At 64.9% G+C, this 19,098-nt stretch carries 18 protein-coding genes; 11 read left to right on the forward strand and 7 right to left on the reverse strand.

What is annotated here, in order from left to right; translation table 11 throughout:
* Positions 1 to 2: 2 nt before the first annotated feature.
* Positions 3 to 917, reverse strand: coding sequence for a helix-turn-helix transcriptional regulator (locus C5N93_RS10850; RefSeq protein WP_242559269.1), 915 nt, complete (start codon positions 915 to 917; stop codon positions 3 to 5).
* 282 nt (positions 918 to 1,199) lie between these two features.
* Between C5N93_RS10850 and C5N93_RS10855 the strand changes: the two genes are divergently transcribed.
* The 4 genes from C5N93_RS10855 to C5N93_RS10870 all read left to right on the forward strand — a co-directional run bounded on the left by C5N93_RS10855 (position 1,200) and on the right by C5N93_RS10870 (position 5,881).
* Positions 1,200 to 1,670, forward strand: a complete 471-nt coding sequence (locus tag C5N93_RS10855; protein WP_242559270.1) for a DUF4863 family protein — start codon at positions 1,200 to 1,202, stop codon at positions 1,668 to 1,670.
* Between the two features lie 40 nt (positions 1,671 to 1,710).
* Positions 1,711 to 3,294 carry a 3,4-dehydroadipyl-CoA semialdehyde dehydrogenase gene (locus tag C5N93_RS10860; RefSeq protein WP_242559271.1) on the forward strand — a complete coding sequence of 528 codons (1,584 nt, stop codon included), beginning with the start codon at positions 1,711 to 1,713 and terminating at the stop codon, positions 3,292 to 3,294.
* Positions 3,295 to 3,464: 170 nt separating this feature from the next.
* Positions 3,465 to 5,045: a benzoate-CoA ligase family protein gene (locus tag C5N93_RS10865; RefSeq protein ID WP_242559272.1), complete on the forward strand. Its 1,581-nt coding sequence runs from the start codon at positions 3,465 to 3,467 to the stop codon at positions 5,043 to 5,045.
* 14 nt (positions 5,046 to 5,059) lie between these two features.
* Positions 5,060 to 5,881, forward strand: a complete 822-nt coding sequence (locus C5N93_RS10870; RefSeq protein ID WP_242559273.1) for an alpha/beta hydrolase — start codon at positions 5,060 to 5,062, stop codon at positions 5,879 to 5,881.
* 9 nt (positions 5,882 to 5,890) lie between these two features.
* Here C5N93_RS10870 and selD read toward each other — a convergent pair whose 3' ends face one another.
* Positions 5,891 to 6,991, reverse strand: a complete 1,101-nt coding sequence (gene selD, locus C5N93_RS10875) for a selenide, water dikinase SelD (RefSeq protein WP_242559274.1) — start codon at positions 6,989 to 6,991, stop codon at positions 5,891 to 5,893.
* Between the two features lie 213 nt (positions 6,992 to 7,204).
* Between selD and C5N93_RS10880 the strand changes: the two genes are divergently transcribed.
* On the forward strand, positions 7,205 to 8,374 hold the full coding sequence (locus tag C5N93_RS10880; protein WP_242559275.1) for a transglutaminase domain-containing protein: 1,170 nt from the start codon (positions 7,205 to 7,207) through the stop codon (positions 8,372 to 8,374).
* A 67-nt stretch (positions 8,375 to 8,441) separates the two neighbouring features.
* Positions 8,442 to 9,050, forward strand: coding sequence for a TlpA disulfide reductase family protein (locus C5N93_RS10885; RefSeq protein ID WP_242559276.1), 609 nt, complete (start codon positions 8,442 to 8,444; stop codon positions 9,048 to 9,050).
* Positions 9,051 to 9,114: 64 nt separating this feature from the next.
* Here the strand turns inward: C5N93_RS10885 and C5N93_RS10890 are convergent, their stop codons facing one another.
* Complete coding sequence (locus tag C5N93_RS10890) at positions 9,115 to 10,059, reverse strand: LysR family transcriptional regulator (RefSeq protein ID WP_242559277.1); 945 nt, start codon at positions 10,057 to 10,059, stop codon at positions 9,115 to 9,117.
* A gap of 81 nt (positions 10,060 to 10,140) precedes the next feature.
* Positions 10,141 to 10,866, reverse strand: coding sequence for a hypothetical protein (locus C5N93_RS10895; RefSeq protein ID WP_242559278.1), 726 nt, complete (start codon positions 10,864 to 10,866; stop codon positions 10,141 to 10,143).
* Between the two features lie 313 nt (positions 10,867 to 11,179).
* Here C5N93_RS10895 and C5N93_RS10900 point away from each other — a divergent pair, with 313 nt between their 5' ends.
* A complete protein-coding gene (locus tag C5N93_RS10900) occupies positions 11,180 to 11,830 on the forward strand; it encodes a chromate transporter (protein WP_242559279.1) in 651 nt (216 codons plus the stop codon).
* Complete coding sequence (locus C5N93_RS10905) at positions 11,827 to 12,357, forward strand: chromate transporter (protein ID WP_242559280.1); 531 nt, start codon at positions 11,827 to 11,829, stop codon at positions 12,355 to 12,357. The genes C5N93_RS10900 and C5N93_RS10905 overlap by 4 nt, the downstream gene beginning before the upstream one ends.
* A gap of 14 nt (positions 12,358 to 12,371) precedes the next feature.
* Here the strand turns inward: C5N93_RS10905 and C5N93_RS10910 are convergent, their stop codons facing one another.
* Entirely contained in the window at positions 12,372 to 13,727 is a 1,356-nt protein-coding gene (locus tag C5N93_RS10910) for a hypothetical protein (RefSeq protein WP_242559281.1), read from the reverse strand.
* Positions 13,728 to 13,936: 209 nt separating this feature from the next.
* On the opposite strand from C5N93_RS10910, the gene C5N93_RS10915 reads away from it, so the two are divergent.
* The 3 genes from C5N93_RS10915 (at position 13,937) to C5N93_RS10925 (ending at position 17,550) form a co-directional block, all read left to right on the forward strand.
* On the forward strand, positions 13,937 to 14,563 hold the full coding sequence (locus tag C5N93_RS10915) for a LysE family translocator (protein WP_150721232.1): 627 nt from the start codon (positions 13,937 to 13,939) through the stop codon (positions 14,561 to 14,563).
* A gap of 109 nt (positions 14,564 to 14,672) precedes the next feature.
* On the forward strand, positions 14,673 to 15,533 hold the full coding sequence (locus C5N93_RS10920) for a DUF3047 domain-containing protein (RefSeq protein ID WP_242559282.1): 861 nt from the start codon (positions 14,673 to 14,675) through the stop codon (positions 15,531 to 15,533).
* Positions 15,534 to 15,765: 232 nt separating this feature from the next.
* Complete coding sequence (locus tag C5N93_RS10925; protein WP_069344712.1) at positions 15,766 to 17,550, forward strand: penicillin-binding protein 2; 1,785 nt, start codon at positions 15,766 to 15,768, stop codon at positions 17,548 to 17,550.
* 551 nt (positions 17,551 to 18,101) lie between these two features.
* On the opposite strand, the gene C5N93_RS10930 is transcribed toward C5N93_RS10925, so the two are convergent.
* Both C5N93_RS10930 and C5N93_RS10935 read right to left on the reverse strand, forming a co-directional pair.
* A complete protein-coding gene (locus C5N93_RS10930) occupies positions 18,102 to 18,470 on the reverse strand; it encodes a cytochrome o ubiquinol oxidase subunit IV (RefSeq protein WP_069344025.1) in 369 nt (122 codons plus the stop codon).
* A complete protein-coding gene (locus tag C5N93_RS10935) occupies positions 18,471 to 19,097 on the reverse strand; it encodes a cytochrome o ubiquinol oxidase subunit III (protein ID WP_242559283.1) in 627 nt (208 codons plus the stop codon).
* Between the last annotated feature and the right edge of the window lies 1 nt (position 19,098).

The raw sequence follows: 19,098 nt of genomic DNA on the forward strand, positions 1-19,098 counted from the left end.
ACTCAGTCCGAAGACAACTGCACTGCCAGGCGCCCGCGCAGTTGCAGATAGGCGTCGGCAAGCGCCCGTCCGCCGGTGTCGAAGCTCATGTCGGCCTTTGCGTAGAAGTCCGTGCGGCCCGCCAGAATGCGCTTGAGGTCGTCCATGGCTTCCGCGTTGCCCGACATGGGACGCAAATCGCCCTGCGCCACGACACGCTTCATATGCTCTTCGGGCGAGGCTTGCAGCCACACCGTATAGCAGTGGGTGAGCAGGAAGTTGAACGTGGCGGCGTCGCTGACGATACCGCCCGGCGAAGCGATCACCGCCCGCGGATGCTCGGCCACCACGGCTTCCAGCGCGCGCAGCTCGTAACGGCGGTAGGCCGTCGCGCCGTACAGAGAATAGATCTCCGACGGCGGGCAGCCGGCCAGTTGCTCGATCACGCGGTTGAGTTCCACGAACGGCACGTGCATGTCGTCGGCCAGCATGCGGCCCAGCGTCGACTTGCCCGCGCCGCGCAAGCCGATGAGCGCGATGCGCCCGCGCCGGTCCGGATCGCGCTCGCTGCCCGCGAACAGCTCGCTGAGCGCCTGACGCGCCCGGGTGAGCGCTTCGCCATCGCGGCCGTGCAGGATTTCACGGATCAACAGCCATTCGGCAGACGACGTCGTTTCGTCGCCCACGATTTCGGCCAATGTGCAATTTAGTGCCTGTGCCAACTGACGCAGGAACAATACGGACGCGTTACCGACGCCCGACTCCAGATTGGCCACGTGACGCTCCGACACGTCCGCATCGAGCGCCAGCGCCTTGCGTGTCAAGCCGCGACGCGCACGCAGCGTCCGAACCCGCTCGCCCAGCGCGACCAGGAACGGGTCTTTATCACCGGCGCCTCGCGCCGTCGGCACCCCATCGGCTTGCGCACTCTTATTCATCGGACGAGATCCTCGAAGCAGGTAACATGTAATATATTGCTTGACAGCCAAATTTGCATGCTCTAATTTTCACCATGCGTCGATAAAAAAGCAAACGCGGGCCAGACACGCTGTGCACCGTTATTGATCGACGTCATATCAACAGACAGTGCGCGGACCCGACGGCGCGCCAGCGACACGATGAGACACGGCATTGCACTGACGATGCCAACCTGGACGAATTCAGGGGGTTTCGTGTCGGCGCGCCCGGTACAGCGACTGCGACGTCCCCAGGAGACATGGATGGATGTGCCCCAATTTCAGGCGCTGATCGCCGACGTGACACGTCAGCTTGACGGTCGCCCGCTCGACGCATCGCTCGCCGACTGGCTCAACGCGCATTACGGCGCGGATTCCCCGGGTTTCGAGACGCTGGCCGATGCCTGCCGCACCGGCGTGGCCGAAGGCTGGCTGTGCAACCGCGAAGGCGGCGGCATTCGTTACGGACGCGTCATCAAACCCACGCCCGACACGCACGGCTTTTCCGTCGACGTCGTGGACATGGCCGATCTGGCCGGACCGCACCACGTGCATCCCAATGGCGAAATCGATCTGATCATGCCGCTCACGCCGGGCGCGACCTTCGACGGCCACCCCGCCGGCTGGTGCGTGTATGGCCCGGGCAGCGCGCATCGTCCGACGGTCGCAAGCGGCCGTGCCCTCGTGCTGTACCTGTTGCCGGAAGGCGCGATCGAGTTCACGCGCAGCGCCTGACGCGCGCATCGCCTTATTTAGTTCGACTCCCCCTCGGTTGATGGACATGACTACCCCTGCCTTGCTGGAAAACTACATCGCCGGCCAATGGGTCGCCGGCAACGGAGAACGCACCGCGCTGACCGACCCCGTCACGGGCGACACGCTGGCTTACGTGTCGAGCGCCGGTCTCGATCTCGACGCCGCCTTCACCTTCGCGCGCGAGACGGCCGGTCCGGCCCTGCGCGCCTTGTCTTATGGCGAACGCGCGCAACGCCTCTCGCAGATCGTTGCGACGTTGCAGGCGAATCGCGACGACTACTACGCCATCGCCACGGCGAATTCGGGAACGGTCGCCATCGACTCCGCCGTCGATATCGACGGGGCGATCTACACGCTGTCGACGTATGCCAAGCTCGGCGCATCGCTGGGCGACGCGCACACGTTGCTCGATGGCGCAGCAGCCCCGCTCGCCAAAGATGCCTCGTTTGCCGTGCGTCACGTTTTCCGCCCCACACCGGGCGTCGCGCTGTTCATCAACGCTTTCAACTTCCCCTCGTGGGGCCTGTGGGAGAAGGCCGCCGGCGCCTTGCTCGCGGGCGTGCCTGTCATCGTCAAGCCGGCAACGTCCACCGCGTGGCTTACACATCGCATGGTCGCCGATGTCGTCGCGGCCGGGATACTCCCGCCGGGCAGTCTGTCGGTGATCTGCGGCAGCGCCGCCGGTCTGCTCGATCGTATCGGGCCGTTCGATGTCGTCTCCTTCACGGGTTCTGCCGACACGGCTGCAACGCTGCGCGCCCATGCCGCGTTCACCGAGCGCTCCGCACGCATCAACGTGGAAGCGGACAGCCTGAACAGCGCTGTTCTGCTACCCGATGCTGCACCCGGCACCCCCGCCTTCGATCAGTTCGTGCGGGAAGTGGCGCGCGAGATGACCGTGAAGTCGGGGCAGAAATGCACCGCGATTCGTCGCGCGCTGGTGCCCGTCGAGCACTTCGACGCGGCCGCCGCCGCGATTGCCGAGCGTCTGGCGAAGACAGTGGTCGGTAATCCGCGCAACGAATCCGTGAAGATGGGATCGCTCGTGAATCTCGCGCAAAAGCGCGCCGTGCTCGAAGGCATTGCCCAGTTGCAGACGGAAGCCGAGACGCTCTATGACGGCAATGTGGATGCGACGTTCGTCGATGCCGACGCCAACAGTGCGTGCGTCGCGCCCGTGCTGCTGGGCCTGCGCGATGGTGCAGCGGGCCAGCGCGTGCACGACACGGAAGTCTTCGGCCCCGTCGCCACGCTCGTCGGCTATCGCGATCTCGACGAGGCGGTAACACTCGCCAGGCGCGGGCAAGGCTCGCTCGTCGTCTCCCTCTATAGCAACGATGCCGTTGCCATGCGCGTGCCTGCGCTGGCGCTGGCAGACGCCCATGGCCGCGTGCACGCCGTCGATCCGTCGGTCGCGAAAACACAGACAGGCCACGGCAACGTCATGCCGCAATCGCTGCACGGCGGCCCGGGCCGCGCGGGCGGCGGCGAGGAACTCGGTGGTCTGCGCGCACTGCGCTTCTATCACGTGCGCGCCGCCGTGCAGGGACCGGCCGCGCTCGTCGAAGCGCTGACGCAGGATGCCGTCGAACTGCCGAAGTGAAGTCCGCAGCATCCGCACAACACGTATCCAAAGTTTGATCCAGCAGTAGCCGCAAGCCGTCGCAGTCAAGGTGATTCAGACAGGCGCCATCAGAGCGCTGAAAAGAACTCACGCCACGCATGCCCGCCCGTTGGTGGACGAGGCACGCGTGGTGATCCACCGGAGGCAACATGGAAGCCGTACTCACCCCACCGCCGGCGAACTTCAACTTCGCCGCGCATCTTGAGGCGCTCGGTCGCGAGCGCACTGCCAAGACTGCTTACCTCGACGACACGCGAGCCCTCACCTACGGCGAACTGGCCGAGCAAAGCCGACGCTTTGCCACGGGTCTTGCGCGCGCGGGCGTGCATCGCGAAGAGCGCATTCTGCTGGTCATGCTCGACACCGTCGACTTGCCGGTGGCGTTTCTCGGCGCGTTGTACGCCGGGGTCGTCCCGGTCGTCGTCAACACGCTGCTCACGGCCGACGACTATGCGTACATGATCTCGCACAGCAAGGCGCAGCTCGTGATCGCATCGGGCGCGCTCATGCCGACAGTGCAGGTCGCACTCGGCAAGGTCACTGAGGCGACGGGCGCCGCGCCGCCGCCGTGCATCGTCTCGCAGCCGGTCGCGGGCGAGACCGACGCGGCGTCCAACGCGCACGCGACATTCGATGCCCTGCTCGACGGCCCGCCGAGCGCGCTGCCCGCCGACACCGCTGCCGACGACATCGCGTTCTGGCTGTACTCGTCCGGCTCGACCGGCAAGCCCAAGGGCACCGTACACACGCACGCCAACCTGTACTGGACAGCAGAAACCTACGGTCGCAACGTGCTCGGCATTCGTGAGGACGATATCGTCTTCTCCGCCGCCAAGCTCTTCTTCGCCTACGGTCTGGGCAACGGGCTGACGTTCCCGCTATCGGTCGGCGCCACTGTCGTGCTGATGGCCGAGCGCCCCACGGCGGAGGCCGTGGCCCAGCGCCTGCGCCAGCATCGACCGACGATCTTCTACGGCGTGCCCACGCTCTACGCCACGCTGCTCGCCTCGCCGCACCTGCCGGCGCGCGAGGACGTGGCGCTGCGTCTGTGCACGTCGGCCGGCGAAGCGTTGCCGCGCGAGATCGGCGAGCGTTTCACGAAGCACTTCGGCGCGGAAATTCTCGACGGCATCGGCTCGACCGAGATGCTGCACATCTTCCTGTCGAACCGCGCAGGACAGGTGGCCTACGGCACGACCGGCGAACCAGTGCCCGGCTACGCGGTGGAGTTGCGCGACGAAAACGGCCAGCCGGTGCCCGATGGCGAGATCGGCGACCTGTACATCAAGGGGCCGAGCGCGGCGCTCATGTACTGGTGCAATCGGGAGAAGTCGCGCTCGACGTTCCTCGGCGACTGGCTCAAGAGCGGCGACAAGTACCAGCGTCTGCCCAGTGGGTATTACGTCTATGCGGGACGCAGTGACGATATGCTCAAGGTCAGCGGCCAGTACGTCTCGCCCATCGAAGTCGAGATGGTGTTGATGCAGCACGATGCGGTGCTCGAGGCGGGGGTCGTGGGACGCGACGACAACGGCCTGACCAAGACACAGGCGTTCGTCGTCCTCAAGCCGGGGATCGTCGCCACCGACGAGATGGCCAGCGAGTTGAAGGCCTTCGTCAAGGCGCGTCTGGCGCCACACAAATATCCGCGCGAGCTGGTGTTCGTCGACGATCTGCCGAAGACGGCCACGGGCAAGGTGCAACGCTTCAAGCTGCGCGAGTTGCTTTAGGAGACAACCGAAGCATGTCAGACGTACAGTTCGCCAGCATCGAGACGCCCTCGCACGGCGCGCTCTCGCTGGAATATCGATGGATCAACCGCGAGCGCACCGGCGCGCCGCTGCTGGTTTTCCTGCACGAAGGGCTCGGTTCCATCGCCATGTGGAAGGACTGGCCGCAGCAGTTGTGCGACGCTGGCGGCTACCGTGGCCTCGTGTATTCGCGCAACGGCTACGGCCGCTCCACGCCGCGCCCGCATGACGAGAAGTGGCCCGTCGACTTCATGCACCGCCAGGCGCGCGAAGTGCTGCCCGCGTTTCTCGACGCGGTCGGTGTCGGCCCCGATCAGGCAGACCGCGTCTGGCTCGTCGGACATAGCGACGGCGGCTCGATCGCGTTGCTGTTCTCGGCCGCGTTTCCCGACCGGCTCGCCGGTGCGGTCGTGCTCGCACCGCATCTGTTCGTCGAGGACGTGTCGGTCGAGAGCATCGCGAAGACGAAGACCGTCTACGAGACGACCGACCTGCGCGCCAGGCTCGGCCGCTATCACGACGATGTCGATTCAGCCTTCTGGGGCTGGAACGACATCTGGCTGAACCCGGCGTTTCGCGACTGGAATCTGGTCGGCGCCGTCGCGACGATCGAGACGCCGCTGCTCGCGATTCAGGGCGAGGACGACGAGTACGGCACGATGGCGCAGATGGACAGCATTGCCGCGCACGTACCGCACGCGAAGGTGGTGAAGCTGCCCGACTGCGGGCACTCGCCGCATCGCGACGCGCCCGCACCGCTCGGCGAAGCCATCGTCGCGTTTATCGGTGCGCATGCACAGCGGCAGGCCGCTTGATTCCGGGCGTCAGATCACGCGCACGCCCGGCGTACCCGGACGCATCGCACCGACGATGGCGGCTTCGATGAAACCATCGGCACGGAAGACGGCGAGCACGTCGTCGACCGCGCCGGGTGCGCACGACACCAGCAAGCCACCGGCCGTCTGCGGATCGCACAGCAAATCGCGGTCACGCTCCGTGAGACGCTCGCCCAACTCCACCGACGAGCCATAAGACGCCCAATTGCGGCCAGACGCACCGGTAATGCATCCCTTGTCCGCCAACTCGCGCACGCCATCGAACAGCGGCACATCGGACATACGCAGATAGGCCGCCAGGTTCGCGCCACGGCACATCTCCAGCGTATGGCCGAGCAAACCGAAGCCGGTCACGTCGGTCAGCGCGTGCACACCGGGCAGCGCCGCGAGCGCCGGGCCCACACGGTTCAGGCGCGTGGTTGCGTCGATCATGCGGCGATATCCTGCGTCGTCGAGCTGATTTTTCTTGAGGGCGGCCGACATGACGCCGACACCGAGCGGCTTGCCGAGCACGAGCACGTCGCCCGCCACCGCATCGGCGTTGCGCTTGAGACGCTTCGGATGCACCACGCCCAGCGCCGCCAGACCATAGATCGGCTCGACGGAGTCGATGCTGTGACCGCCCGCAATCGGAATGCCCGCCTCGGCGCAGACCGACTCGCCGCCGCGCAGGATCTCGCGAATCGTTTCGCGTGGCAGCACGTTGATCGGCATGCCGACGATCGCCAGCGCGAAGATCGGCTTGCCGCCCATCGCGTAGATGTCGGAGAGCGCGTTGGTCGCCGCGATACGGCCGAAGTCGAACGGGTCGTCGACGATGGGCATGAAGAAGTCGGTCGTCGCGATGATGGCCTGCTCGTCGTTGAGCTGATAGACGGCGGCATCGTCGGACGTCTCCGTGCCCACGAGCAGTGCGGCCGGGGCAGGCAGCGGGGCGTCGTTGCGCGCGAGCAGTTCGGACAGCACGCCCGGGGCGATCTTGCAGCCGCAGCCGCCACCGTGAGAGAGCGAAGTCAGACGCGGCGCAGCCGCCGGGGTGCCAGTGGCAGCGGGTGAAGTGCCCGCTTGATTTCCATCGTTTGCGGTCATGGTCGTCAGTGTTCGTTTTCCGTAAGTCGACGTATTATGAAGCAGCTTTGGCGTGTCGCGACGTCCGGCCGTGTCCAGCCATGTCTCGAAATGACGGCCTCACGATGGTCGACACCGCCATGCTACCGTTTCACATCGTCCCTGCATTGCGGGACGTCGTCGATTCACCCTACCCACCATGCGCCGTGAGCGCTGACGCACAAGGGGACCACCATGCAACGCCGCCGCTTCCTGTCTCTGGGCGCTTACGCCCTGCCCGCCTCCCTGCTCTCTTCCTCGCTGATGCCCGCCGCTGCGCACGCCGCATCGACGAACCCAGCCGCGACCGCAGCACCCAGCGCCGCCGATGGCTGGCGCACGTTTGAACTGACCACTCAGGTCGAGCTGCCTGCGGCAAGCGGTCCGGCGAACGTCTGGCTGCCGGTCGCGACGTCGCCGTCCGGGGCATATCAGCTTGCTCTGGGGACCCACTGGGAAGCGCCCGGCGCCAAGGCCGAGTTGCGCATGGTGCGCGGCGCGTCCGGCATCGGGGTGCCGATGCTGGCCGTGGCATGGCCCGAGGGTGCAGCACAGGGAGCCACACCGGGCGCGCGCACCGTCACACTGACGAACACGTTCGCCACGCGCGACCGCCGCGTCGATCTGTCGAAGCCGCCGTCGGCGCAGGCACCGCGCGAGTCCGAAGCGGTGCTGCGTCAGTACCTGCGTCCGACCGAACTGCAACCGACCGACGGTCTGGTGCGCGAAACCGCCGAGAAGATCACGCGCGGCGAGAAGGGCGACGTCGAGAAAGCCCGTGCGATCTATCAATGGATCGTGGAGAACTGTCGTCGCGAAGGATCGGTGCGCGGTTGCGGCACCGGCGACGTGCGCTACATGCTCACCACGGGCGACCTCGCGGGCAAGTGTGCCGACATCAACGCCCTCTTCACGGCACTGGCGCGCTCGGTCGGGATTCCGGCGCGCGACGCTTACGGCGTGCGGGTGGCAACGTCGCGTCATGGGTTCAACAGTCTGGGCAAGGCGGGGGACGTCACGCGCGCCCAGCATTGCCGCGCAGAATTCTACGCGGCGGGCTACGGATGGATCCCGGTCGACCCGGCGGACGTGCGCAAGGTCGTGCTGGAGGAAGTCCCGGGCGGACTGCCGGTCGACGATCTGCGCGTTCGTGCGGCGCGTGCGATGCTCTTCGGCCAGTGGGAAATGAACTGGGTGGCGTTCAATCACGGGGCGGACATTCCGCTGCCGGGGGCGCAAGGCGCGCCGAAGACCACGGTGCCGTTCCTCATGTACCCGAACGGCGAAGTGGCAAACGCCCGGCTCGACAGCCTCGATCCGGACACCTTCCGCTACCGTATGAACGCACGGGAAATCACGACCTGATCGCCCCGATACGTCTGAAACATCGTCATCTACCTCGCCGGAATCTTTCACGCAGGAGCGCATCGCCATGCAACGTCGTCACTTTCTTCATACCCTCGGGGCGCTTGGCGCGGCGGGCGCACTGAGCGGAACCGGTGCGCCGGCGTGGGCTGCGGGGCCGGCGGGACCGACGAAGGGTGGCGCAGAAGCCGACGACAGCGCGCTGGCCGGCACGTCCGGCGGCACGCTGTCGGCATGGCGCGGCGCGACACCGGCTTTTTCGCTACAGAGCCTGGACGGCAAGACGCACGCGTTGTCGGAATATCGCGGACGCGTGGTCATCCTGAACTTCTGGGCGACGTGGTGCGGCCCCTGCCGCGAAGAGATTCCCGCGATGGGGGCCGTGGTTCGGCAGTACCGTCAGCGCGGGCTTGACCTGCTCGCCGTGAACTACAAGGAGCCGCTTGCGACGGTGAAGCCCTTCGTCGACAAGTTGCCCATCGACGGCACCGTCCTGCTCGACACCGACGGCGCCGTCTACAAGCGCTTCGGTTCGCTCGGCCTGCCTGCGACGTATCTCGTCGACCGTGCGGGCAATGCACGCTTCTGGCGCATGGGCGAACTCGACTGGCTCGATGTCGGATTGCACGGGCACATCGAAGCCCTGATTGCGCAAAAGGGCGGCGCAACGGCCTGAGCTTTTCGTCTGAATGAACGTTCCCTGACCGGGCAGCACAGCCTGCCCGGTGCGCAGCGTCAGTTCAAGCGGTACTTTCCTTCGCATTCTCCGCAGTGGCGGCACGAACATGCGCCATCAGTTTGGCCGTCGGCCCTGCGAGCACGCCCTCCCGGTACGCACAGCACAGCGGCGCGCGCGGTGGCGGTGCGAGCGGTCGGTAGACGATCCCTTCGATCTGCATGCGCATGAGCGATGCAGGCACCACCGACACCCCGAGTCCTGCGGCGACGAGCGACAGCGTAGTGAGCAGGCGCGGTGCCTCCTGCTCGATGGCCGGGCTGAAACCTGCACCGTGACAGGCGGCGATGATGGCGTCGTAGAGTCCTTGCCCTGCGCGTCGACGATAGAGAATCAGCTTCTCGGCTGCGATGGCGGTCATGGGGACAGCGGCGGCTTTGCCGGATTTGCCCGACTTCCCGGTGCGCGCCAGCGGATGCGCAGACGGCACGGCGAGCACCATCGGTTCTTCCAGCACCTGCAAGACGGTGACCTCTCCGGTGTTGCCCTGTGGCTGCCGGATGAACGCGACGTCGATGTGTCCGTCACGCAAGCCGTCGAGCAACTCGCCGGTGCTTGCCTCGTCGAGCATCAGTGAGACCGACGGCGCGTCGCTGCGAAACGCGCGGATCACCGTGGGCACGAACGGATGCAACGCGGCTGAACTGGTGAAGCCGACCGACAGGCGGCCTTTCACACCGGCGGCAACGCGCCGCACGTCGTCCACCGCCTGATCGAGCTTGCGCACGACCTCATAGGCATCGGCGAGAAACGCCTGACCGGCGTCGGTGAGCGCCATGCCGCGCGGCAGCCGCTCGAAGAGCGTTACGCCCAGTTGTGTTTCCAGCACCCGGATTTGCTGCGAGAGCGGTGGTTGCCCGATGCCCAGGCGTTCTGCGGCACGCGTCATGTGCCCGGTTTCGGCCACGGCAATGAAATAGCGCAGCAGGCGCACGTCGACGTTTGCCATAGGGGTTCGATATCGATGTCTGACCAAAGATATCGAACCATATATCGCACACCGACCGCCCGCAAGGACGGGCGCGCCGCCTCACGCGATCGTGCCGAGCTCCTGCTCGGTGTAGACGTGGTTTTCCCCGTCAAACGTGCTCAGATCGATGAAGCGCATACCGCCGGGAACGTTGCCGAGCCCCGGGTGGTTCGTGAAATGCGATGCGCCGCTGGTATAGAACTTCATGGGTTTGCCCGGCGACGTAATGCCGACGCCCTGCTGCAACGCGATGTATTTACGCGACCGGGCAGCCGCGATCAGATCGTCCTTGGTCGCGCTCCCTCCCACCGGCTGGAACTGCCAAGTCGGCGAAAGCGTCGGCGAATCCTCGATGATCGGGCGGCCCAGCCCGTCGAACTCGTAATTCTCGTCAAGCTTGAAGTAGTAATAGATCAGACAAAGCAGATTCACTAGATTCCTGAATTCGTCGACGCCTTCGCGCAATTCGTCCAGATCCGGCCCAAACGGAATCTCGATGTGGAACCGATCGTAGGAAATCACGATGCCATAGTTGTTTCCGGCCGTGTAGTCCGGATGGCGCTCGATCACGTCGCTGACGATAGCCAGCATCTGCGTCGGGGTTGCGCAGGTCATGGTGCCGATGACGTAGGCGTTCCACGCCCCGCCACCGCTCTCCCCGGCAAACACCTGGGCGCTCAGGAAATCGCAGGACAGCCGGTCGTCGTGAATCAGCTCCGTGTTGCCGGGCGTGATCTCAATCGGCTGGATTCGCGGGAAACGACGCTCAAGAGACTTCGGATTCATGGTGGCTCCTCGAAAATAGGGACATTGGCGGCGTGCAACACGCCGAACCCACTCTAGCGAGTGATCTGCCGCGCGCCACCTGTCAACGTTGTCAGGTGGCAAACCCATTGTCCGCAACGACCAACGCCGTAAGCGTCGATGCAATCCATATCGAACCGATATGAATAACTGGACATTCATATATTGGACAATATCGCGGTGCGGCTTTACGCTTCATGGGTCCGGCACAGCCGTGAGCGGGTCGAGATCATTCGAACCATTGAGCGCGATACCGAAGCGCGCCACATCGTCAGCCACACGAAGAACCGTCGTTATGTCATCCACGCTTCCTCCACCTTCAGCGGCCGCCTGCGCAGCCCCGTCCTCCGACCGGCGCACATCGACCACCATAAGCGACCACCAGGCACCTACCGGCAGCGATACCCACGGCACACGTGCGCCAACCGTACGCGAACTGTTCCTCGGCTTTCTCGGTCTCGGGATGACCGCATTCGGCGGGGCCTTGCCGCTGGCGCGGCGCATGATCGTCGAGAAGCGTCGCTGGGTCACATCGGCCGAATTCACCGACCTGCTCGGTCTGTGTCAGTTTCTGCCCGGCGGCAACATCATCAATCTGTCGGTTGCGCTCGGCATGCGCTTTCACGGCTGGCGTGGCGCGCTGGCGTCGATTCTCGGGTTGATTGCCGCGCCGTCTGCGGTGGTCATCGTGCTGGGCACGATCTACCAGCACTTCCAGAACGATCCGCACGTGAAGCATCTCTTCGCCGGGTTGGCCGCAGCGGCGGCTGGCTTGCTGATTCAGATGGCATGGAAAGTGTCGTGGCCACTGCGCAAATCGGTCGCGCTCGGTGGTGTGGCGCTCGCGTGTTTCATTGCGATTGCGGTGCTGCGCGTGCCGCTCGTGCTCACCATGCTCGTCATGACGCCGATCTCCATTTATGCCACGTGGCGGGTGTCGCAATGACCGGCACGCTCGTCTCGCTCGCGCTCATCTTCACGCAGTTGTCGGTGCTCGCCTTCGGTGGCGGCAACACCATCCTGCCCGAGATGGAGCGTCAGGTCGTCGATCTGCATCACTGGATGACGTCGGAAGAATTCAGCGCGCTGTTCGCACTTGGGCAAGCCGCGCCGGGGCCGAATCTCATGATCGTGACGCTCGTCGGCTGGCACGTGGCCGGCTGGCAGGGCATGCTCGTCACGTCGATTGCGAAATTCGGGCCGTCGTCGCTCATCACGGTCGGCGTCCTGCATTTGTGGGAGCGCTTCAAGGACCGGCCGTGGCGGCGCATCGTACAGGCCGGACTGATGCCGATGACGGCCGGACTCGTCGCAGCGAGTGCCGCACTGATTGCAGAAGCCTCGGCGACCTCGTGGTTGCTCGCCGGTATCACCGCGAGCGTTGCGGTGCTGGCCATCCGTACCAAGGTGCATCCGTTGTGGTGGCTCGCGGCGGGCAGCGTCGCCGGGCTGCTTGGCGGCGCGTACCTGTAAGCGATCCTCCGCCTTCAGCGTTTGCCGGCCTCACAGACCTGCGCGAACGAGGTATGCCAATGGTCGCGGCGCAGTACGTCGATCCCATCGACGAGATGCATCCAGTCGTCGCTGCCGATCTTTAGCGACGGTGGCGTGTCGCCGCGCACCAGGGCAGCGAGCCGTGGCGGGCACTGTGCGTCGCGCGCCGTCGCTTCCGGCCTGCCTGCCACGATCATGATTCGCGCGATCCATTTGGCGACCTCCAGCGCAATCGTGGGGCGAACTGTCTCGCCGGGGCGCGGCACCGGTTCGTCGGACCACCGCCACGCATAACGCGCGCTGACGCCGGCACGCGTGGCAACGCCCAGCGCCGTGAGCACCTGCTCGCACGTCATGCCGTGCTGAGCCGCTGCCGTCAGGGCGCGCTCCGTGAGATGACGCCAGTCGCCCGTACCGCCGCAATCGTGCCGCACGCTGGCGGCGAATAGCTCGACGACGCGGGTGCGTACCCGACGCAGCGCCTTGGCGTCCGTCAGCAAACGCCGCTCGTGTCGCGTTTTCGCTGACAGGTCGTCGGTCGTCTCGACAGGATCGAAGATCTGCACGTCGACGGGATGAACGGTGAACGTGGGCGACCCTGGCTCGTCATGCTGCCAGTCGGGTTCGAGCCGCGATTTGAGCAATGCAAAGGCATTGTCGTCGCGAATCAGCGAGGGGCGTTCATCGCAGATGTGCAGGGCGTCGCGCATGGCTTTGGGCAACCTGAACCCCAGTCCGTGCGACATGAGCTGGCAAAGCCCGGCCACGCGATCGCTGTGCGCAAGATCGGATTGTGGGGTGTCGGCGAGGTGGAGCAGCAGCGCTTCGGCGATGCGCATTTCCGCCAGCGCATGACGCGGCAGCGTGGCGCCATCGCGCTGCGCTCTGGCAGCGTCGAGCGTGGCGTCGAAGACGGCCAGACACTGGCGCATGGCCGTCACGTCCGCCAGCGTTCGTCGGCGTAATTGCGAATCCGTCTGCAAGGCCCACTGGCGCTGCGCCTCGTCGCCCGCGCCGATGGCTTGCTCCAGCGCCTTGAGTTCCGGCCAGAGATACGTGCAGGTGGCGCCGACGGTCAGTGCGCTCAGCGCGCAGGCGAAACCGACGTCCACCGCGCCCGGGTGCGACGCCGCATGCCGAGCGAAGCGCTGCGACGCCTGATGCCAGGCGTCGGCAAGCACATCGCGCAGTCCGTTCTCGCGCAGACATGCCGCCGCGCTGGAGAAATCGCCCCGGAAGCCCTCGAAGGCGCAGTTCGCGGCCGCCTTCGCGAGCTGAAACAGCGTGTCGACGCTCGGGGGCGTGCGTGAGGAAAGAGAGGTGACGATCGCATCTGACGCGAATGACATGGCGCAAGCTCCTTGGTAAGGGACATCGACGAAAGTCGAAGCAGCGGGCATGGTCTGCCACCACGGTAACAGCGGCTTCAGGATTCGCCCGCGGCCCTTTCGGGCGTCCTCTCGCAGAATCTGGGATGATGTCGCCATAGCGTCGCCCTGACCGCCCTTTGGCCGTCACCTGACCGTCCTGATCCCGCCCGCTGCCGACCGGAGCCCCTATGCCGACTTTTGCCACGCTTGCCACGTTCGTCGCCGTCGTACTCGGGCTCTTTCTGATTCCGGGACCGGCGGTGTTGCTCACCATCACGCGCACCGTGCAGGGCGGACGCCGCGCCGGCGTCATGACCGGCATGGGGATTGCGTTCGGCGATCTCATCCACACGTTGTTCGCGGCAGTCGGACTGTCGGCGGTGCTGATGACGTCGGCGCTGGCGTTCGATGTCGTCAAATACGTCGGCGCGGCTTACCTGATTTACCTCGGGATCAAGGCGTTGCGCGAGCGGCCGTCCGATCCGCAGTTGCCTGTCGCGTCTCAGGTCTCGCCGGGTCGTGCGTTCGCGCAGGCCGTGGCGACCGAAGTGCTCAATCCGAAAACGGCGCTGTTCTTCCTCGCCTTCATGCCGCAGTTCGTGCACGCCAGCGAGGGCAACGTCTTCGTGCAGTTCCTCGTATTGGGTCTGGTGTTCGTGGCGATGAGCGCGCTTTACACGGCGGCTATCGCCTTGTCGGTGCGTCCGCTCGGCAAGTTCGTGGGACGCTTCACCTGGCTGCTGCGCTGGCAGGGGAAGATCATCGGCACCATCTTCATCGGCCTGGGCCTGCGCGTCGCCATGCAGCAGCGCTGAGCCGGTCTGGACGGTGGCACTGAAGCCGTCCACCGCAGTCAGTCCGCTCAGTCAGTCCGCTCAGTCAGCCCTCTTCGTCAGTCGTGTCCCAACGCAGGAGTCGTTCACCATGCAACGCATTGTCTCGACGCTTCGTTCGCGCGCTTATCCCTATCAGGGTCATCACCCTCACCGGCGTCACCAGCGTCACCGGTCTCGCGCCCGCCTGACGGTCGCGGCCGTCGCGATGACCGTCTGTCTGGCGGTGACATTGCTTTCGGCCTCGCGGGCCTTTGCGGCAGATCCTGCGACCGGTACTGCGTCGGCAGCGGGTCCCGCCGTGCCCTTTTCCAAAGCCAGTCCGGGCAGCGCCTTGCCCGCGGGCTGGCAGAACCTGCCGGTCGTGAGCGGCAAGAAGCTCACGGTCTACACCGTGGTGGCCGACGGCAAGCGCAACGTCATCGAAGCGGACTCGACCGATTCGGCATCGGCGCTCATGGCCAAGGGAGACGGTATCGACCTGAACGCGACGCCGATCGTCGCATGGCGCTGGAAAGTCGACAAAGCGATTCCAGGCGCAGACAACCGGGCGAGCGACAAAGAAGATGCGCCCGCGCGGCTGGTCTTCTTCTTCGACGGCGACAAGTCGCGGCTCTCGTTCGGCGACCGGGCCGCCATGACGCTGGCCAAGGCGGGGGGCGAAGACCTGCCATACGCCACGCTCATGTACATCTGGTCCAACGACGCACCCGTTGGCGGCGTGATCCAGAACCCGCACACCGATCGGGTCCAGATGCTCGTGGTGGCGGGAGGCGATGCGTCGCTCGGCAAATGGCAGACGTTCTCGCGCAACCTCGCCGCCGATTACGAGCGTGTCTACAAAGAAAAGCCGGGCAAGCTGCTCGGTTACGGTGTCTTCACCGACAGCGACAACACCCATGCGAGTGCACATGCCTGGTATGGCGATGTGCGTTTCGACGCAGGCAAATAGCGCCCGGGATTGACTTCCGGTTTCACCAGCCGACACCCATGTGAAAAGTCACGTCGAATGCATCGAAAAAAACCCTGAAAGCCCCGTCTGACGGGGCTTTCGCGCTATTACAACAGTCGCTTGCGTGCTACGCTATCTCGCCTAGAATTTGAGCCAGAGTCAGTGCACGGATACCTTGCGATCCGTTGCTGGCGATTGGCTGTATCGAGTCTCTCAACGCCCCGCGAGCGCCATGCAAAAGAATCGCCAGCCCAAGGACGTCACGTTCGCCGCCAGTCCTGTCTTGCAATCGCGCATGTCGTTGTGGCGCTCCAAGCTCGTCGTCATCGTCATTACACTGGCCTTCATCGGTCTCGTCGTGCGGGCGTTCTGGATTGCCGGACCGGGAAACAGCTTCTACATCGCGCAGGGCGAAAAGCGTTATGAGCACGCCATCGTCATGCCGGGCGTGCGCGGCAAGATCGAAGACCGCGACGGCCGTGTGCTCGCCACCAGTCTGCCGATGCGTACCGTCTGGGCCGTGCCTGCCGAAGTCCCGGACGACCTGTCCGATAGCGACATCCAGAAAGCGAGCAAACTGCTCGACATCCCCACCAAGGAATTGCGCACCAAGCTCATTGGCGAGAAGAAGTTCGTCTATGTGAAGCGTCAGGTGTCGCCGGAGATCGGCAAGCAGGTCGAGGCGCTGGGCATTCCCGGCGTTTATGAGAGCAGCGAATTCAAGCGCTTTTACCCCGAAGGCGAAGTGGCCGCGCACGTCGTGGGGTTCACGAACGTCGAGGACAAGGGCCAGGAAGGCATGGAGTTGGGCGAAGAGCCGTTGCTTGAAGGGACGGCCGGCGTACGTCGCGTGATCAAGGACCGTATCGGGCGCACCATTCAGGATCTCGACGATTCCAGCCCGCCGCGCGACGGCAAGGACATTCGTCTCACGCTCGACACCCGCGTGCAGTACATCGCCTATGAAGCCCTGAAGAATGCGGTGGACCGCACCGGCGCGAAGGCGGCCATGGCGGTCGTCATCGACGCCAAGAGCGGTCAGGTGCTGGCACTGGCCAACTTGCCGACCTACAACCCCAACGATCGCGAGCATCTGACGGGTGAGCAACTGCGCAACCGCGTGTTCACCGACGTCTTCGAGCCGGGTTCCATTCTCAAGCCGTTCACGATGGCGCTGGCGCTGGATCTGCACCGTCTGACACCGACCACGACCATCGACACCGGCCCGGGCCGATATGTCTTCGAAGGCGCGACCATTTCTGACGACTCGGCGAATGGCGTGCTGACGGCGGCGGGCGTGATTCAGAAGTCGAGCAACATCGGCATGACCAAAGTGTCGACGATGCTGCGTGCCGAAGAAATGTGGGACATGTTCACTGAGATCGGGCTGGGACAGCAGCCGAAGCTGGGCTTCCCGGGCGCGGTGTCGGGGCGTTTGCGTCCGTACAAATCATGGCGGCGCATCGAGCAGGCCACGATGGCGTATGGGTACGGCATTTCGGCGTCGCTCTTCCAACTGGCGCGCGCCTACACGATCTTCGCGAACGACGGCGTACTCGTGCCCATCTCGATCATCAAGCCGGACACACCGGTGCAGCCCGAGGGCGTGCGTGTCATCGATGCGCGCACGGCGGCCGAAATGCGCAAGATGCTGGCTGGCGTGGTGGATACGGGCGGGACGGCCACGACAGCGCAGGTCGCCGGATACAGCATTGGCGGGAAGACGGGCACGGCCTACAAGGCGGGCGCTCACGGTTACGACCACTCGAAGTACCGGGCGTCGTTCGTGGGGATTGCGCCGTTGTCGTCACCGCGTCTGGTGATTGCGGTGTCGGTGGACGAGCCGAAGGCGTCGCAGCACTTTGGCGGTCAGGCAGCAGGTCCGGCGTTTGCGGAGATTGCGTCGCAAGCGTTGCCGTTGCTGGGGATTCGACCGGATCTGCCGGTGCGCCCTGGCGTGATTCTGGCGGCGCCGACATCGGACACGCCGCCGGATGACAAGGGGTCGCACGGTTGATTCCGTGCTGCGTCAGGAAGGGCCTCACCCACTTCCAACGTTAGCGGCAGATCGGGGTGGGGGCCGCCCGCGGCACTCCATTGCTTGTTAAGTCGCACCGCGGGCGGCCCCCACCCCGATCCACGAGCAATAGCGATGCGACGACACCATCGGCGTGCAACCGATAGCGCCACCGCGACGGACGGTTGCAGTTTGGCGCCGTCATTCGGAGCGGAGATGATTGCATTACAGGATGTATGAGCGGTGATTGTCGGTGCCCTGACGGAGCGACTTTAAGGTGGAGCGCAGTCAGGGTACCGGCAAGCGCCGCGGGTTGGGGCGATGGACAGAGCTGTCAGCGATAGGTTGACGGGCGGTGTCGACGCGCAGGTAAGGCGTGAGCAAAAAGGGCGATTCGATTAGTCGAATTGCCCTTTTTGCGTACTGAGGCGCCAGAGAGGCACCAGACCAGCCTAAGCCCCGCACCAAAGCACAAAAAGAAAAAAGGCGGCCCGGAAAATCCGAAAGCCGCCTTTTTCACTTACCCGAGAGTCCGGGTAAGACCGGAAGACTTACATCCCCGGCATCATCAGCGAGTTGGCGTTGTGCATGATCCACAGCGAGCCGACGAGCACGATGGCCACGATCAGCACGGTGAACAGGAACGCCATCACATTCCAGCGCTGTTCCGACGAGCGGTCCATGTGCAGGAAGTAGATCAGGTGGACGATGATCTGCACGAGGGCTGCGCCGAGGATCAGCGGCAGCACCGTCGACGGCGGCATCGTGCCATCCATCACCAGCTTGAACGGCACGACCGTCAGGATCACGGCGAGCACGAAGCCGATCAGGTACGACTTCACGCTGCCGTGGCTGCCACCGGCCGCATTGTGGCCAGCGTCGTGGCCGTGCGATTGCACCGATTTGCTATTGCTGCTCATTTACATCGCTCCCATCAGGTACACGACCGTGAAGACGCCGATCCAGACCACGTCCAAGAAGTGCCAGAACAGCGAGAGGCATTGCAGACGCGTGGTGTTGGTCGACGTGAGGCCCTTCTTGCCGATCTGGAACATCAGCACGGCCATCCACAGCAGGCCCGAGGCCACGTGCAGACCGTGCGTTGCCACCAGTGCGAAGAACGACGACAGGAAGCCGCTACGGTTCGGACCTGCGCCTTCGAGGATCAGGTGGTGGAACTCGTACAGTTCCATGGCGATAAACGCCGCACCCAGAACCCACGTAATGGCGAGCCAGCCCATCACGGCGCCCTTCTTGCCGTTGTGCAGGCCGATCATGGCGAAGCCATAGGTGATCGACGAGAACAGCAGGATGAAGGTTTCGACCAGCACGAACTTCAGGTCGAAGAGTTCCTTGCCCGTGGGGCCGCCCGCCGTTGAGTCACGCAATACAGCAAACGTGGCGAACAAGCTGGCGAACAGCACCAGGTCGGTCATCAGGTACACCCAGAAACCGAAGATCGTGTTGCCCCCGGTGTCGTGGTGCGCGTGGTCATGCGCATGCGCATCGGCATGCGCGCCCGTGTGTTTGAGAACTTCGCTCGTCATG

The sequence above is a fragment of the Pandoraea sp. LA3 genome, from assembly GCF_022696215.1.
Lineage (GTDB): Bacteria > Pseudomonadota > Gammaproteobacteria > Burkholderiales > Burkholderiaceae > Pandoraea > Pandoraea capi.